The sequence below is a fragment of the Burkholderia sp. BCC1998 genome (assembly GCF_905339875.1).
In the GTDB taxonomy this organism is placed as follows: Bacteria; Pseudomonadota; Gammaproteobacteria; order Burkholderiales; family Burkholderiaceae; genus Burkholderia.
In genome coordinates, this window is sequence record NZ_CAJPHE010000023.1 from 42,873 (window position 1) to 57,155 (window position 14,283).

The window sequence follows — 14,283 nt, forward strand, 5'->3', positions numbered from 1 at the left end:
TTCCCCCTTGAACATTGCACGATCAGGCCGCCGCGCCGCGGCGCGCGGACGCGACGGCGCCCGGCGCGGGCCCGGCACGCCGTTACGCCGCCGACTGCATCGCATCCGCCGCCTCGCGTCGCCTGCGCGTCAGGCCCGTCGACGCAGCCGTCTCCGGGCGAACGAAGTTCTGCAGGCGCGCCAGGCGGCGCACGTCGAACGCCCGCGATTGCGCGTCGACATGCCCGGACAGGTCGGCCACCAGCGACGACGCCTGCGCGGTGCGCCCGCGCTCGATCAGGTGATCGGCCAGGTCCAGCGTCGCGCGCAGCGCCCACATCGCGGCACCCTGGCCGTTCGCCGCATGAATCGCCATCAGCAGGTGACGGTGCCCGTCGGCTTCGCACGCGATCGCGAGATCCGGGTCGGCGGTGCGGGCCTGTTCGAGCGTCGCCAGCCCCCTCGCGCGCAGCAGTTCCGGCACGAACAGATGCTCGCCGTGCGCGCGGCAGCGCGCGAGCGCCGCGTCGAGCTTCGTGCACGCGTCGGCCGCGCGACCCGTGCGCGTCAACCCTTCCGCGTAGGCGACGACCAGCGGCGCGAGCAGACGCCGGAAGCCGCTCGCTTCGATGCGCCGCAGCGCGGGCTCGAGCCGCGCGAGCCCGGCGCCGGGATGGCCGGCCTGCATGTCGAACTGCCCGGCGAGACACTCGGCATGGCTGCGCCAGATGTCGAACCCGTGCGCATCGGCGGTCGAGCGCAGCGTCGCCAGATAATCGGAAATCGCGTCGTGATCGCCGTAGGACAACGCCATCGGCACGGCCGCGGCGCCGAGCACGACGCACAATGCCGGCGCCGAGCCGCTGCGGCGCGCGGATTCGACCGCCTGCGCGGCCAGCCGCATCGCATATTCCGCATCGCCCTGCAGCCAGACGAGCCGCGTGAGCATCGTCCGGCCGAGCGTCGCGACGTCGATGCCCAGCGCCGCCTGCGCACAGGGCGGCTCGCCGGCGACGGCCAGCTCGGCCGTCGCTGCCTCCAGCCGCTCGCGCGCCTGCGCATGCTCGCCGAAGTAATGCAGCGAGGTCGCGACCATCGCGTCCGCCAGCAGCCGCTGCGGCCGGTCGCCGCGCCGCTCCGCGGCCCGCTCGAAGCGCGTCGCGTAGCGCAGCGATTCATGAATGTCGGAGCGCGTCAGCATCGTGTTCCACAGCCCGACCAGCGCGCGCGCGTCGAACGCCTCGTCGCCGATCCGGCCGGCGAGACCGAGCGTCCTGTCCCACGTCGCGGCGGCCGTATGCGTATCGCCGTCGGTATGCAGCAGCGCCGCCGCGTAGGCCGCGCGCAGGCGCATCTCGCGTGCCGCGTCGACGGCGCCGTGGGCGCCGTGGGCGCCGGCATCGAGCGTGTCGAGCGCGCGCCTCGCCGGGATCGAACTTTCGCGCATGCGCGCCGGCTCGAGCAACGCATGCGCCAGCGCGTCGATTTCCGCGGCCGGCGGCCCGGCCACCGCGAGTTCGCGCAGCGGCGCGATGCCCGCGCCGGCACCCAGGCTGGCCGCATGCGCGGCCTGGGCCTGGGCCGCCATCGCGGCATCCGCCTGCTCGCGTTCGTAGCGCGCATGACGTGCGGCGACCGTGTCGAACTCGCCTTCGTTGTGCAGTTTTTCGAGCGCGTACGCGCGGGTCGATTCGGTCAGCCGGTAGCGCGCCTGCGCGCCGTTGAACTCGACGGTCACCAGCGACTTCGCGACCAGCTCGCCGAGCAGCGCGATCATTTCGGCGGACGGCATGCCCGGGTCCATCGCGACATCACGCGCGGCATCGAACGTAAACGGGCCGACGAAGCAGGCCATCCGGCGAAACAGCGACCGCGCGGCCGCATCCAGCAGCACGTAGCTCCAGTCGAACGTGGCGCGCAGCGTCTGGTGGCGCGGCAACGCCGAGCGCAGCCCGCCCGTCAGCAGGTTCAGCCGGTCGTCGAGACGCGCCGCGACGACCTCGAGCCCGAGCGTCGCGACCCGCGCGGCGGCCAGCTCGATCGCGAGCGGCAGCCCGTCGAGGCGCCGGCAGATGTCGCCGATCAGCCGCATGCCGGCCGCATCGACCGCGCAATCGGGCGTGGCCGCGCGAACCCGCGCGAGGAACAGCTCGACGGCCGAATGGCGCGCGATCTCGTCGACGCCCGCATCGGCGTCCGGCACCGCCAGCGGACTCACGCGAAACACGGCCTCGACCGAGATATGCAGCGGCTCGCGGCTCGTCACGAGCACGCGCAGCGGCGCGGCGTGCGACGTCAGCGTTTCGACGAGGTCGGCCGCCAGGTCGACGACGTGCTCCGCGTTGTCGAGCACGAGCAGGCCGCGCGACGCGGCGAAGGCCTCGCCGATCCGTTCGACGGCCGGCACGCCATCCGCGTCGAGCCCGAGTTCCGCGCCGATCGCGCGCAGCACGTCGTCGCGCGTCGCCGCGCGCGCCAGTTCCACGAACAGCACGCGCTCGCCGGCGCGGCCGCGCAGTTCATGCGCGACGCGCTCGGCCAGGCTCGTCTTGCCGATGCCGCCCGCGCCCACCAGCGTGACGACCGATGCCCGCTCGAGCATGTCGACGATCTGCCCGATCTCGGTCTGACGCCCGACGAGCGGCGCCGGATGGGGTACCGCGGCCGCCTCGGGCCCAACCTCGGGCGCAACCTCGGATGCGCGCGGCGCCACCGCGTGCGCGACCGGCGGATGCGCGATCAGCAGGTAGCCGCGGCCCGGCACCGTCTTGATCAGGTCGCGGTTCGGGCCCAGCGCCTTGCGCAACGTCGCGACGTGCACCTGCAGCCGGTTCTCCTCGACGATCAGGCCCGGCCACACCGCGTCCATGATGTCGTCCTTCGAGACGAGGGAGCCGTTCGCGCGATGCAATACTTCCAGTATGTCGAGCGCACGCGCGCCGATACGCAACGACGCACCATGGTCGCGTATGTCGCGCTGCTCGAAATCCACCGACAAATTCCCGATCTGGATCATGGCCGCCTCCAGGTTCCCCACGATGACCGCCATGTGAACACGCGGTTCACCGGGGCGGGAGTCCGCGCCGGCCTGCACGGCAGGCGGGCGCAAAGTCTCAAAAAGTGGCCCGAGTCTAAACGCCATATCAATAAAAATCTTGAACGAAAATGCACTGGCGCCCGCCGCCTCGGCCCGCGGCGGATACGCGGGCCGCGCGGATATAAATGGGGCGATATCGTTCGACGTGTCGCTTCCGCCAGCAGGTCGAGCGTCGGCGCCGGCGCTCGGCCGGACGGCGATTTTTTCGTCAGCAAGCGGACATTTATTCAAGTTATGCTGAGCCGGATGTGTGTGCCGTATAAACTTGCACGTAAAACTGCTCGTATGCCGTACCCCATTGAAGGACGTTCCGTCATGTCAGATCCTTTCGCCGCAGTGCCCGCGGCGGTGCCGAAAGATACGCTCGGATGCATGTCGAGCCTGTTGTCCAAGGATATCGAGCGGTCGGCCGGCGGCGTGACGCTCCACCGCAAGTGCATGCGCGACGAACAGTTCGAGCGCATCGAGATGGCCGCCAGCGATCGCGGCTTCCTGATCGGCGTATCGCTGAACGGCGGGCATCGCCGCACGATCTACAGCGGCGCCGGCAAATCCGAGCGGCGGTTCCAGCACGACTCGATCTACATTCGCGACTTTTCCCGGAATTTCCGCGCCGACCTGTACGGCAAGTTCGATTTCGTGCTGATCGAGCTGTCGCACAGCTATCTCGACCGCCTCGGCCGCGAACACGACGGCACGGCGATCGGTGGCCTGACCTGCGCGCCCGACGTGCAGGACCCGGTGCTCGGCCATCTCGCGCACGCGGTCGCCGACAGCCTCGACGTGCCGGGCGCGCTCAATACGCTGTTCGTCGAGCAGATGGGAGTCGCGATCGGCGCGCATCTCGCCAGCCGCTACGGCAATGCACAGGCGCGCGACCTGCAGCGCAAGGGCCTGCTGTCGCCGGCCAAGACGGCGCTCGCGAAGGAACTGCTGATGGAAAAGGCGAACCTCGGCGTATCGATCGAGGAAGTCGCGAGCGAATGCGATCTGTCGCGCGGCTATTTCATCCGCGCGTTCTCGCGCACGACGGGGCGCACGCCGCATCAGTGGCTGCTCGAGCAGCGCGTGATCCGTGCCCGCCAGCTGATCGAGACGACCGACATGACGCTCGCGGAAATCGCGGCCGTCTGCGGTTTCGCCGACCAGAGCCACCTGAACCGCATCTTCGCGCGCATCGTCGGCCATCCGCCCGGCGCATGGCGGCGCGGCATGACGCGCTGACACCGTCGCGCACGTCATTCGGTCAGCGCAGCGGCGTCGCGTCGTAGTTGACCGGCACCCAGTCGTACCGCTCCCCGTCCCTGCGCAAGTGCCCGAGCCCGGGAAACGCGATGTGCGCGGCGCCGACCAGATAGCGCCGGTCGACCACGCGCCCGAGCACGTCGTGCCGCGTGCGGCGCGCCGCATCGGCATCGCTGTCGTACTGGACGGTCGCATCCGGATCCTGCAGCTGGATCGCCGCGACGTGCACGATGTCGCCCCATGCGAGCAGTCCCGCATCGCCGCTCTCGATCAGATAGGCCGTATGGCCCGGCGTATGGCCGGGCATCGGCACCGCGCGGACGCCGGGCGCGAGCGTCGCTTCGCCACGAAACGTCCTGAAACGGCCGGCCGCGACATATGGCGCGACCGACGCGGCCGCCGCATCGAAAAACGAGGCGAGGAACGCCGGCGCCTGCGCCTTGTGGTCCGGGTCGAGCCAGTAATCCGCCTCGATCTCGTTCACCCGGACGACCGCGTTCGGAAAGGTCATCCGCCCGTCCGTCACGATGCCGCCGACATGATCCTTGTGCAGGTGCGTGAGCAGCACCTCGTCGATCTGCGCGGGCGCGTAGCCTGCCGCGCGCAGGTTGCCGAGCAGCTTTCCGCAGCAGTCGCCGTACAGCACGCCGGCGCCCGTATCGACGAGAATCCGCTTCGATCCCGTATCGACCAGGAACGCATTGATCGACCCTTGCACCGGCGGCTCGAGAAAGGCCCGATCGAGATCGCGCCGGATCTCGTCCTTCGACACATCGCGAAAAACCGTATCGACCGGAAACGGATGCGTACCGTCGGACAGCGCGACGATCGTCAGGTCGCCGAGCTTCTGCCGGTAGAAGCCCGGCGGCTGAGTGCCGCCGCCCGGCTCGGCGGCGAACGCGGCCGATGCGAGAAGGCCGACGCACCATGCGACGAGCAGCATGGCGCCCGCGCGCAGCGCATGCATGCGCCGGTTGAGCCTGTTCATGTCCGATTTCCCCGGTTGCGTATCGACGTCGCGCGGCGCCTGCCGGTCCGGCAAGCGACATCCGCACGACGTCGAGCGTACCGGCCGCCCGCGCAATAATCCTGAGCCGGACATGAAACGTTCTGAAGACCGGGGTGCGACGGCCCCGGCGGCGGCGGCCGCAGGTCAGGCGGCCGCGTGATGCGCGGCGAGCAACGCCTCGAGAAACACGGCGGCCGGTTGCGCGCCGCTGATGACGGTGGATCCGATGCGCGTCGACGGCACCGACGCAATGCCTGCGCGCACCGCATCGGTCTCGAGCGCGATCACCGCGTCAAGCCCCTCGCCGGATGCGAGGAACGCCCGCACCGTATCGCCCGGCAAGCCGGCGCCGGCCGCGATCTCCACGAGCACGTCCGCATCGCCGATGTCGCGGCCGTCGCGGAAGTATGCGGCGAACAATGCATCGACGAGCGCCGCCGCACTGCCGCGCTGCTGCGCGAACCAGACGAGCCGGTGCGCGAGCCGGGTGTTCGGCGTACGCGCGATCCGCGCGTGATCGAACACCAGGCCCGCCGCGCGGCCGGCCTCGGCCACCTGCGCGTCGAGTGCCTGCGAGCGCGCCCAGCTGCCGAATTTCGCGCTGCGGTATGCCTTGCGATCGATGCCTGCGGCCGGCATCGCCGGGTTCAGTTCGAACGGCACGAACCTGACCTTCACGTCACCGGTCAGCCCCGCTGCGTCGATCGCCTCCGCGAGCCTGCGCTCGGCGATCCAGCACCACGGGCAGATGAGGTCGTAGGTGACCGTGACTTCGACGGAATTCATTGCGCTCTCCTGTTGATTGCAGTTTCAACGATAGCGCTTGCCGGCCGGCGATAGAATGCGAACGGCGCGCAACGGATCGTTGCGGCATGCACAAAGGCGACGACATGGACAAATTCTCCGCGCTGCGCGCGTTCGTGGAAGTGGCGGAAGCCGGCGGCTTCTCGAGCGCGGGACGCCGTCTCGATCTCGCGGCCTCGTCGGTCGTGCGCGCGGTGGATGCGCTCGAGGCGTCGCTCGGCACCGCGTTGCTGAACCGCACCACGCGCCAGGTCACGCTGTCCGATGCCGGCTCCATGTACTACGCGCGCGCGAAGCGGCTGCTCGAGGAACTCGCGGAAGCGGACGCGCTCGTCGCCGATCGCGGCGACGAGCCGTCCGGGCCGCTGCGCGTGTCGGTGCCGGTCGCGTACGGCGTGCGACGCATCGCGCCGCATGTCGCGGCCTTCCTCGCGCGCCATCCGAAACTCGATCTCGACCTGCAGCTCACCGACGAACGCGTCGATCTCGTCGCCGGCCGGATCGACGTCGCGATCCGGCTCGGCGAAGCGGCGCCTTCCGCGGAGGTCGTCGCACGGCAGCTCGCGACGTTCCAGCGCTATGTCGTCGCGAGCCACGACTATCTCGACGCGCACGGCACGCCGGCAACGCCGGGCGAACTGGTCGATCACGCGTGCGTGCGCTTTCACTTCGGCGGCGACCAGCAGGCGTGGTCGTTCGCCGATGCGCACGGCACGACGCGGGTGCTGGTCGCCGGGCGCCTGAAATCGAATCACAGTGAAGTGTTGCGCGAGGCCGTGCTCGACGGCGCCGGCATCGCGCTGCTGCCCGACTGGCTCGTCGATGCCGATGTCCAGTCGGGCCGCCTGCGCAGGCTGTTCGAAGCGTACGACGTCACGCCCGATGCGGCGCGCTCGGTCGTGACCGCGCTGTACCTGCCGAATCAGCGCGGCTCGAAGCGCGTCACCGCGTTCATCGATTTCGTCGAGGCGCTCGCACGCGCGCAGCCGTGAGCCGCGCGACGCGGCGCGGCTTGCCGCGTTACCAGCCGAACTTCGCCTCCATGCCGACGTAGTCGGCATTGCGCGCGCCGAGCGCGCGAATCGAATCGGCGACCTGGAAATGCACGGCCTCGACCGCCAGCGCCACGTTCGCATTGACGAGCCAGTCGACGCGCGCCTGCGCATACATGCCCGTGCGCGCGCCGCCCTTGCCGGCCGTACCGGGAACCGCCTGCATCCCCTGCCCGTAGATCGCATCGGCGGTCGTCTGGCGCCACTGGAAACCGACCGCGGTCAGCACCGTCACGTTGCCGGCCGGCTTGAACGTCAGCGACGGCTTCACGTGAATCAGGTTGCTGTAGCCGGTGTAGCCGGCGAGCGTGAAGTAATAGCCGTTCGGGAACAGCGGATTGAACGTGCCCATGCGCCCGTCGCCGGGATGCTTGTCGCCCGACGCGCCGTCGACCTGGATGCCGATGCGCGGCGTGCCCGGCGCTGTCGCGAACGTGTAGCCACCGAGCGCGCCAAAGGCCCATGCGCCGATCGTGTCCTGGCCGATGTGGCCGGTCTGCAGCATCGCTTCGGCGTCCCAGTCGAACCCGGAAGACTTGCCCGCGTAGCGCATGTCGAACACGTCGCGCCGCTCGGTGCCGGCGCCGGCGAGATAGCGCGCGTTGTCGCGCGTATAGCGTGACCAGTAGGCCGACAGTTCGCCGGGTCCCACGCCGCTGTGCTCGACGCGCACGCCGTCGAATCTCAGGTGACGGTTCGACACGTCGTCGAACACCGCGTCGTTGCGATATTGCACCGGGCGCGTCACATAGCCGATCAGCCGCCACTTGCCGATTTCGTAATCCGCCCACAGCGCGTCGAATGCCTGGCGCACGTTCGGGCCGTCCCGCACCGACACGAACCGCTGCAGGTCGAACGCCATCTCCTGCCGGCCGACACGCGCCTTGAACGTGCCGCCGCCCAGCTGATCGACATACGCGACGAACGCCTGCTCGATGTCGAGCTGATCCTTGTCCACCGTACCGACCGTGTCCTTGCCGAACGGCCGCGCATCGACGAACTGGACGAACGCCTGGAAATGCCCGGCATAGCGCAGATCCGCGTGCACCGTCGCGCGCTGGATCACGTAGTTGTCGTCGTGCGCGGCGCCGAGCCCGAACAGCGGCGCGTTGTTCAGCTCGAAACGCTCGCGCAGGTTCGCGCCGAGCGACAGGTAGGTCGACGGGTCGCCGCCGAGCGGGATGTACTTCAGCCCGTCGAGCGGCTTGCGCGGCACGCACGGATTCGCGAGCACCGACCAGTCTTCCTGCCAGCGGTTGAACAGCACCGCGGGCCGCTTCGCGGTGCACGTCGTGCCGGCGGCCGAGGCCGGCGCCGGCGCCGGCGCCGCGGTATCCTCGGCGGCGGCCGCCGTCCCGGCGTACGTCGCGACGCCGCCCGCCAGCACGGCGGCCGGCAGCACGCCCCGCCACGCCCGCCTCATCGCCCGATGCGCCATTATTTCGACCGCGCGTGGATCTCGGCGACATATCCGCCCGGGAACTGCACGAGCGCCGCATCGCGCCCGTCCGACGTGAAGGGCGGCACCAGCACGGTCACGCCGGCGGCCTTGGCCTTCTCCAGCGTGGCGGCGAGGTCCGGCACTTCGTAGCCCGTCATTTCGCGCCCGAACGGATACGGCAGACGGCCGTCGGTCGCCAGCACCGTCATCTTGCCGAAGCCCGACTCGATGCGGATGCGGCGATACGTGTCGTTCGGCCGGCCGATCTCGATGCCCGGCGCCTTGCGCACGTCGGACACGACCTTGCCGCGCGAGAACGCGACGAAGTCGTGCACCAGCTTGCTCGCGCTTTCCGGCGACACGTACACGCGGTTCTCCGGCACCGTCTGCAGCGGGTCGTAGTGCGGCGCCTGGGTGTGCCAGTACAGCTGCATGTTCACGCCGCCCGGCCAGCGGATGATCGCGTCGCGGCCGATCGGATCGGGGAACGTGTCGACGACCACGTCCGCGCCGTGCGCGCGCGCCGATTTCATCGCGACGTCCATGTCGGTGACGAGATAGCCGGTGCGCTCCTCGCAGAACGGATACGGGATCGGCGTCTTGAAGCCGAACACCGAGATCGTGCCGACCGGCGTCAGCACGAGCTGCGACATCGTCTGGCTCGGCGTCGGCGTGACCTGGAACACGCCCTGCTGCGACTTCTTGCCGCCGAACGTCGCGACGAAGCTGTCGGTGAAGCGGTCGAAGTCTTCCGGCGCGACGCACACGTGCGTCGTGTCGTATTGCGGGCCGACCGCGACGGCCGGCACCTTCCCTGACGAGGTATCGAGCAGGCGCGTCTCGTCCGCGTGGGCCGGCGCGCTCGCCAGCAATGCGCCGAACATGGCCGTCGATGCGGCCATCATCCGCAATACCTGTCGCAACTTCAGTGCAATCATCGAAATCTCCTTGAAAATGACAAGCGCGGCCATACGCCGCGCGCGGATTCAGCGTGACGCCGGCCCGTCGTCGGGCCGGCCGGATCGGTAGGCGAGGAAGCACAAGGCCGCGAGCGGCAACGCCAGCGCCCAGAACGCGGCGGACACATAGGCCGCGGCCCCCGCGCCGGCCCCGAGCGCGAAGCCCGCGACCGGCGGCAGCGTGCGCCGCAGCCGCACGCGCGCGGCTTCGCGTTCGGCCGGCGCGGCAAGCGGCACGAGCCAGTCGAACGCATCGATCACCGCCTGCGTGACGTTGCCCGTCATCACCGTGTTGGCGACGACCGAGCGTGCCGTCAGCCGGCCGTGCGCGTTCTGGACACCCATCGCCGCGGCGCCGAGCAGGCCGCAGAGGATCGTGCGCGGCGCGTCGGCGTCCGCGATCGGCGACGCCATCACGCCGGCCAGCATGAACCCGGCCAGCAGCACGGCCTGCAGTGCATACAGCGAACGCGCGCGCGGGCCGTGGCCGAGCGATCGCATCCGGTGGTCGAGCACGCGCGCGCCGACGATGCCGGCGATGAAGGCCGGGAATGCGAGCCACTTGATCACGAGCCCTTGCCCGACGCCGGCGAGCCCCGAGCCGATCAGGATGAAGTTGCCGGTGACGTGCGCGGTAAACAGGCCGAACAGCGCGACGAAGCCGAGCGTGTCGACGTAGCCGGCGATCGACGCGAGAAACACGTCCTCGCCGCGCACGTGGTCGGGCGCCACGGCCGCGGTTACCGGCTGCGTCGGCATGCCCCGGCCTCCTGGATGGCGACGGTTGCGCCGGCGCACGTGCTGCCTGCGTCCGGCGAGATCTGATCACGCATGTTCCGCTCCGGTTGCGCCGCACGGCCCGGTGCGCCGACTGGCGTCCGGTCCCAACGGCGGTTCGGAAGCAAGACTAGTTAAGGAACGTCTTAATGTCATGGCGGCGGCCCTGAATTTTCCTGAATATGCCGCCCGGACGCCCGGCCGGACTGCGGGGTCGACGCGACGCGGTACGCTTAGGCAAACGCTCCCGCATCGCAGCGACCGCGGCGCAGCGATCGGCCCGCACGGTCCGATCGTGTTATTTTTCGATCGATAGCTTAAGCGCGCCATCAGGAGCCGATGCATGACCGAAAGAAAACGCAGCACGCCGGCCCGCGAGCGCGGGACGGACGCCGACGGCAACGCCGTCACGCCGGGCCGCCGGCTCGCGCCGGAAGCGCGCGAGCGGCAGATCGTCGAGAAGGCGATCGAGCACTTCGCGACGCACGGCTTTTCCGGCAGCACGCGCGAACTCGCGCGGCAAATCGGCGTCACCCAGCCGCTCTTGTACCGGTACTTCCCGAGCAAGGAAGCGCTGATCGACCGCGTGTACGACGAGATCTACACGTGGAACTCCGACTGGGAAAAACTGATCGCGGACCGCACGGTCCCGCTGCAGGAACGGCTCGTCACGTTCTATCGCGCGTACGCGCAAACCATCCTGCGGCGCGAATGGATCCGCACCTTCATCTTCGCGGGCCTCAGCCGCGAGGGTTTCAACACGCGCTACCTGTCGCGGCTGCGCGAACGCGTGTTCCTGCCGGTGCTGCGCGAGTTGCGGCACGAGTACGACATCGCGACGCCGGCGACCGAGGCACAGCGCAACGCGGAAATCGAACTGGTCTGGAGCCTGCACGCGAGCATCTTCTATTTCGGCGTCCGCAAGTGGGTCTATGGCCTGCCGGTGCCCGACGATCTCGACACCGAAATCGAACGGCTGGTCGATGCGTTTCTCCACGGCACTCCCGCTACGCTGAAGCAGCTCGCATCCGGCGCGGGCGGCCGGCGCCGCCGGCGCGCGTAATCCGGGCCGGCGCGCGCCGCCAGACGATTTCAGAACAATTTATCCGGCGCGCCGATCGCTTCGCCTATCCTCGAACGGCATCTGCGCCCGCCTCCGGCTGCGCGCACACCGAACCGGACAGGGACCACCCGATGACCCACGACGCGCCTTCGATCACGCATCACACCGTCACCGCGAACGGCATCCGCCAGCACTACATCGATGCCGGCAGCGGGCCCGTCGTCGTGCTGCTGCACGGCTTCCCGGAAACCAGCTTCGCGTGGCGCTTCCAGATCCCGGCGCTCGCGCGGCGCTACCGCGTGATCGCGCCCGACCTGCGCGGCTACGGCGAAACCGACAAGCCTGCCGCCGGCTACGACAAGCGCAACATGGCGCGCGACGTAGCCGGGCTGCTCGATGCGCTCGGCATCGGCCGCATCGCGCTCGTCGGCCACGATCGCGGCGCGCGTGTCGCCACGCGCTTCTCGAAGGACTTCCCCGAGCGCGTCGACCGGCTCGTCGTGATGGACAACGTGCCGACGCGCATCGTCGCGCAGAACATGACCGCGCAAACCGCGCGCGCGTACTGGTTCTTCCTGTTCCATCAGGTGCCGGACCTGCCCGAGGCACTGATCGCCGGCAAGGAAGCCGAGTGGCTGAGCCACTTCTTCTCCGACTGGTGCTACAACCCGCACGCGATCTCCGGCGACGCGTTCGACACGTACGTGCGTGCGTACCGGCGCCCGGGCGCCGTGCGCGGCGCGCTGGCCGACTATCGCGCGAACGCGGAAGACGTGAAGCAGGATCTCGTCGACGCCGACGTCCCGATCGCCTGCCCGACGATGGCCATCTGGGGCGAGGATTTCTACGCGGTCGGCAAGCTGTTCGACATGAAGTCCGTATGGGAAAGCATGGCGACGAACCTGCGCGCCGAGCCGATCGCGCAGTGCGGACACCTGCCGCAGGAGGAGCAGCCGGAGCGCGTGAACGCGTTGCTGCTCGACTTCCTCGCGCACTGGGAAGGTTGAACCGCCGCGTGCGGCGAATCATCGGGGGAAAGCAATCATGAGCGACGTTTCGGGCCCGTCGGCGATCGTCGTCGGCGGATCGGTAGGCGGACTGTTCACGGCAACCGCGCTGCGGGCGGCCGGCTGGCGCGTCAAGGTGTTCGAGCAATCGCCGAACGATCTCGACAGTCGCGGCGGCGGCATCGTGCTGCAGCCGCCGATCGAGCGCGCGTTCGCGTTCGGCGGCGTGCCTGTGCCGCGCGACGCGGGCGTCGATTCGGGCGACCGGATCTACGTCGACGAACACGACCGTATCGTGCAGCGCTTCTACATGCCACAGACGCAGACCGCCTGGAACGTGATCTACACGGCGCTGAAGCGCGCGCTGCCCGCCGACGTCCTGCACGCCGGCGTCGCGTTCGACCGGTTCGAGCAGGACGGTGCGCGCGTGATCGCGCACTTCTCGGACGGCCGCGTCGAGCAGGCCGACCTGCTGGTCGGCGCCGACGGCGGCCGCTCGGCCGTGCGCGCGCAGCTGCTGCCCGATGCGCGGCCCGCGTACGCGGGGTATGTCGCGTGGCGCGGGCTCGTCGACGAGCACCTGCTTCCCGACCCGGTGCTGCAGGTGCTGCGCGACCGCTTCACGTTCCAGCAAGGCGACGCCCATCTGTTCCTGACCTATCTGGTGCCCGGCCGCGACGGCGCGATCGCGCCCGGCAAGCGGCGCGTGAACTGGGTCTGGTACCGGCGGCTCGCGCAGGATCGCCTGCCGTCGCTGTTTCTCGGCCAGGACGGCACGCAGCGCGACGGCTCGCTGCCGCCCGGCGCGATGCGCGACGACAACCGGCTCGAACTCGTGAACGCCGGCCGCCGGATGCTCGCACCGACGCTCGCCGCGCTCGTCGACGCGACACAGGCGCCGTTCGCCCAGGCGATCCTCGATCTCGCGGTCGAGCGCATGGCGTTCGGCCGCGCCGTGCTGCTCGGCGACGCGGCCTGCCTCGTGCGGCCGCATACGGCCGCCGGTGTCGCGAAAGCGGCGGAGAACGCGGTCGGTCTTGCCGAGGCGCTGCGCGGCGGCGTGCCCGCCAACGCGTTCGACGCCGCGCTGTCGCGCTGGGAGGCCGTTCAGCTCGCGGCCAATGCGTCGCTGTCCGCGCTCGGCATCTCGCTCGGCACGCGGATCATGGGACGCGCGTGACCGGCCGGCCGCCGTGTGCGGGCTCGATCGTTTGCATCGACCGCCGATTCGTGATTTCAGGTCAAAAATGATTTCGCCGGCGGCCCGTTTTTTCGCGGCGTCGGGATACCTATATTGACAGCACTCGCAACGACGACGACGTGGTTGCGGTTCACTCGACCCGATAGGTACCCCTGATGAAAACGCTCGTTTCTTCCACGCTTGCCGCACTGATCATCGCCACGCCGGCCGTTTCGTTCGCGCAGCAGCATGACCGCCCGCTGACCCGCGCCGAAGTGAAAGCCGAAATGGGCCGCCTCGCGGCCGTCGGCTATACGCCGGCACTGGACCACAACCAGTATCCGGTCGCGATCCTCGCCGCCGAAAAGCGCGTGCGTGAAAACGCCGTCGCGCAAGCGGCATCGAACACCGCACCGGCAGCCGACACGACCGGCTACGGCAGCGAAGGCACCGGCACCAGCGCATCCGGCCGCGCACTGACGACCAACGGCCTCGACTCGATCTATCGCGGTCATTGAGCGGCGTCGACGCGCGCGAGCACCTTGCCCGCCACGCGCCCTCGCTCGTCCGTCCCCTCCGCATCGCCGGCCCGAATCGCCTGAACCGGCATTCGGGCCGCGCGTCGTCGCGCCGCTTCCCGCATCACGCCCCTGCCGCGCGCATCGTCGCC

General features: G+C 69.8%; 12 protein-coding genes. 6 read left to right on the forward strand and 6 right to left on the reverse strand.

The window, feature by feature from the left end; all coding sequences use genetic code 11:
* Positions 1-82: 82 nt before the first annotated feature.
* Positions 83-2,995, reverse strand: coding sequence for an ATP-binding protein (locus tag U5A56_RS30170; RefSeq protein WP_321926200.1), 2,913 nt, complete (start codon positions 2,993-2,995; stop codon positions 83-85).
* A 396-nt stretch (positions 2,996-3,391) separates the two neighbouring features.
* On the opposite strand from U5A56_RS30170, the gene U5A56_RS30175 reads away from it, so the two are divergent.
* On the forward strand, positions 3,392-4,300 hold the full coding sequence (locus U5A56_RS30175) for an AraC family transcriptional regulator (RefSeq protein WP_321926100.1): 909 nt from the start codon (positions 3,392-3,394) through the stop codon (positions 4,298-4,300).
* A gap of 22 nt (positions 4,301-4,322) precedes the next feature.
* Here the strand turns inward: U5A56_RS30175 and U5A56_RS30180 are convergent, their stop codons facing one another.
* Entirely contained in the window at positions 4,323-5,264 is a 942-nt protein-coding gene (locus tag U5A56_RS30180; RefSeq protein WP_321926202.1) for an MBL fold metallo-hydrolase, read from the reverse strand.
* Between the two features lie 210 nt (positions 5,265-5,474).
* Complete coding sequence (locus U5A56_RS30185) at positions 5,475-6,116, reverse strand: DsbA family oxidoreductase (protein ID WP_044847098.1); 642 nt, start codon at positions 6,114-6,116, stop codon at positions 5,475-5,477.
* A gap of 104 nt (positions 6,117-6,220) precedes the next feature.
* Between U5A56_RS30185 and U5A56_RS30190 the strand changes: the two genes are divergently transcribed.
* Positions 6,221-7,126 carry a LysR family transcriptional regulator gene (locus U5A56_RS30190; protein ID WP_321926102.1) on the forward strand — a complete coding sequence of 302 codons (906 nt, stop codon included), beginning with the start codon at positions 6,221-6,223 and terminating at the stop codon, positions 7,124-7,126.
* Positions 7,127-7,154: 28 nt separating this feature from the next.
* On the opposite strand, the gene U5A56_RS30195 is transcribed toward U5A56_RS30190, so the two are convergent.
* Genes U5A56_RS30195 through U5A56_RS30205 form a run of 3 tightly spaced genes read right to left on the reverse strand, consistent with a single transcriptional unit; the run spans position 7,155 to position 10,345 of the window.
* Positions 7,155-8,609, reverse strand: coding sequence for an alginate export family protein (locus tag U5A56_RS30195; RefSeq protein ID WP_321926104.1), 1,455 nt, complete (start codon positions 8,607-8,609; stop codon positions 7,155-7,157).
* 14 nt (positions 8,610-8,623) lie between these two features.
* Entirely contained in the window at positions 8,624-9,565 is a 942-nt protein-coding gene (locus U5A56_RS30200) for a glyoxalase (protein WP_321810444.1), read from the reverse strand.
* Positions 9,566-9,613: 48 nt separating this feature from the next.
* The gene (locus U5A56_RS30205; RefSeq protein ID WP_321926106.1) at positions 9,614-10,345 is read right to left on the reverse strand and encodes a YoaK family protein; all 732 of its coding nucleotides are present in this window, start codon (positions 10,343-10,345) and stop codon (positions 9,614-9,616) included.
* 361 nt (positions 10,346-10,706) lie between these two features.
* Here U5A56_RS30205 and U5A56_RS30210 point away from each other — a divergent pair, with 361 nt between their 5' ends.
* The 4 genes from U5A56_RS30210 (at position 10,707) to U5A56_RS30225 (ending at position 14,131) form a co-directional block, all read left to right on the forward strand.
* Positions 10,707-11,426, forward strand: coding sequence for a TetR/AcrR family transcriptional regulator (locus U5A56_RS30210; RefSeq protein WP_044847096.1), 720 nt, complete (start codon positions 10,707-10,709; stop codon positions 11,424-11,426).
* 131 nt (positions 11,427-11,557) lie between these two features.
* Entirely contained in the window at positions 11,558-12,433 is an 876-nt protein-coding gene (locus U5A56_RS30215) for an alpha/beta hydrolase (RefSeq protein ID WP_321926108.1), read from the forward strand.
* Between the two features lie 37 nt (positions 12,434-12,470).
* Entirely contained in the window at positions 12,471-13,613 is a 1,143-nt protein-coding gene (locus tag U5A56_RS30220; protein WP_321926110.1) for an FAD binding domain-containing protein, read from the forward strand.
* A gap of 176 nt (positions 13,614-13,789) precedes the next feature.
* Entirely contained in the window at positions 13,790-14,131 is a 342-nt protein-coding gene (locus tag U5A56_RS30225) for a DUF4148 domain-containing protein (RefSeq protein WP_321926112.1), read from the forward strand.
* Positions 14,132-14,283: the final 152 nt, after the last annotated feature.

What these genes read in the sequence shown, in the direction of transcription:
- U5A56_RS30220 (WP_321926110.1), top strand. Translation starts at nt 12,471, where the DNA reads ATGAGCGACGTTTCGGGCCCGTCGGCGATCGTCGTCGGCGGATCGGTA.
- U5A56_RS30170 (WP_321926200.1), bottom strand. Translation starts at nt 2,995, where the DNA reads ATGATCCAGATCGGGAATTTGTCGGTGGATTTCGAGCAGCGCGACATA.
- U5A56_RS30175 (WP_321926100.1), top strand. Translation starts at nt 3,392, where the DNA reads ATGTCAGATCCTTTCGCCGCAGTGCCCGCGGCGGTGCCGAAAGATACG.
- U5A56_RS30215 (WP_321926108.1), top strand. Translation starts at nt 11,558, where the DNA reads ATGACCCACGACGCGCCTTCGATCACGCATCACACCGTCACCGCGAAC.
- U5A56_RS30200 (WP_321810444.1), bottom strand. Translation starts at nt 9,565, where the DNA reads ATGATTGCACTGAAGTTGCGACAGGTATTGCGGATGATGGCCGCATCG.
- U5A56_RS30205 (WP_321926106.1), bottom strand. Translation starts at nt 10,345, where the DNA reads ATGCCGACGCAGCCGGTAACCGCGGCCGTGGCGCCCGACCACGTGCGC.
- U5A56_RS30210 (WP_044847096.1), top strand. Translation starts at nt 10,707, where the DNA reads ATGACCGAAAGAAAACGCAGCACGCCGGCCCGCGAGCGCGGGACGGAC.
- U5A56_RS30225 (WP_321926112.1), top strand. Translation starts at nt 13,790, where the DNA reads ATGAAAACGCTCGTTTCTTCCACGCTTGCCGCACTGATCATCGCCACG.
- U5A56_RS30180 (WP_321926202.1), bottom strand. Translation starts at nt 5,264, where the DNA reads ATGCTGCTCGTCGCATGGTGCGTCGGCCTTCTCGCATCGGCCGCGTTC.
- U5A56_RS30190 (WP_321926102.1), top strand. Translation starts at nt 6,221, where the DNA reads ATGGACAAATTCTCCGCGCTGCGCGCGTTCGTGGAAGTGGCGGAAGCC.
- U5A56_RS30185 (WP_044847098.1), bottom strand. Translation starts at nt 6,116, where the DNA reads ATGAATTCCGTCGAAGTCACGGTCACCTACGACCTCATCTGCCCGTGG.
- U5A56_RS30195 (WP_321926104.1), bottom strand. Translation starts at nt 8,609, where the DNA reads ATGAGGCGGGCGTGGCGGGGCGTGCTGCCGGCCGCCGTGCTGGCGGGC.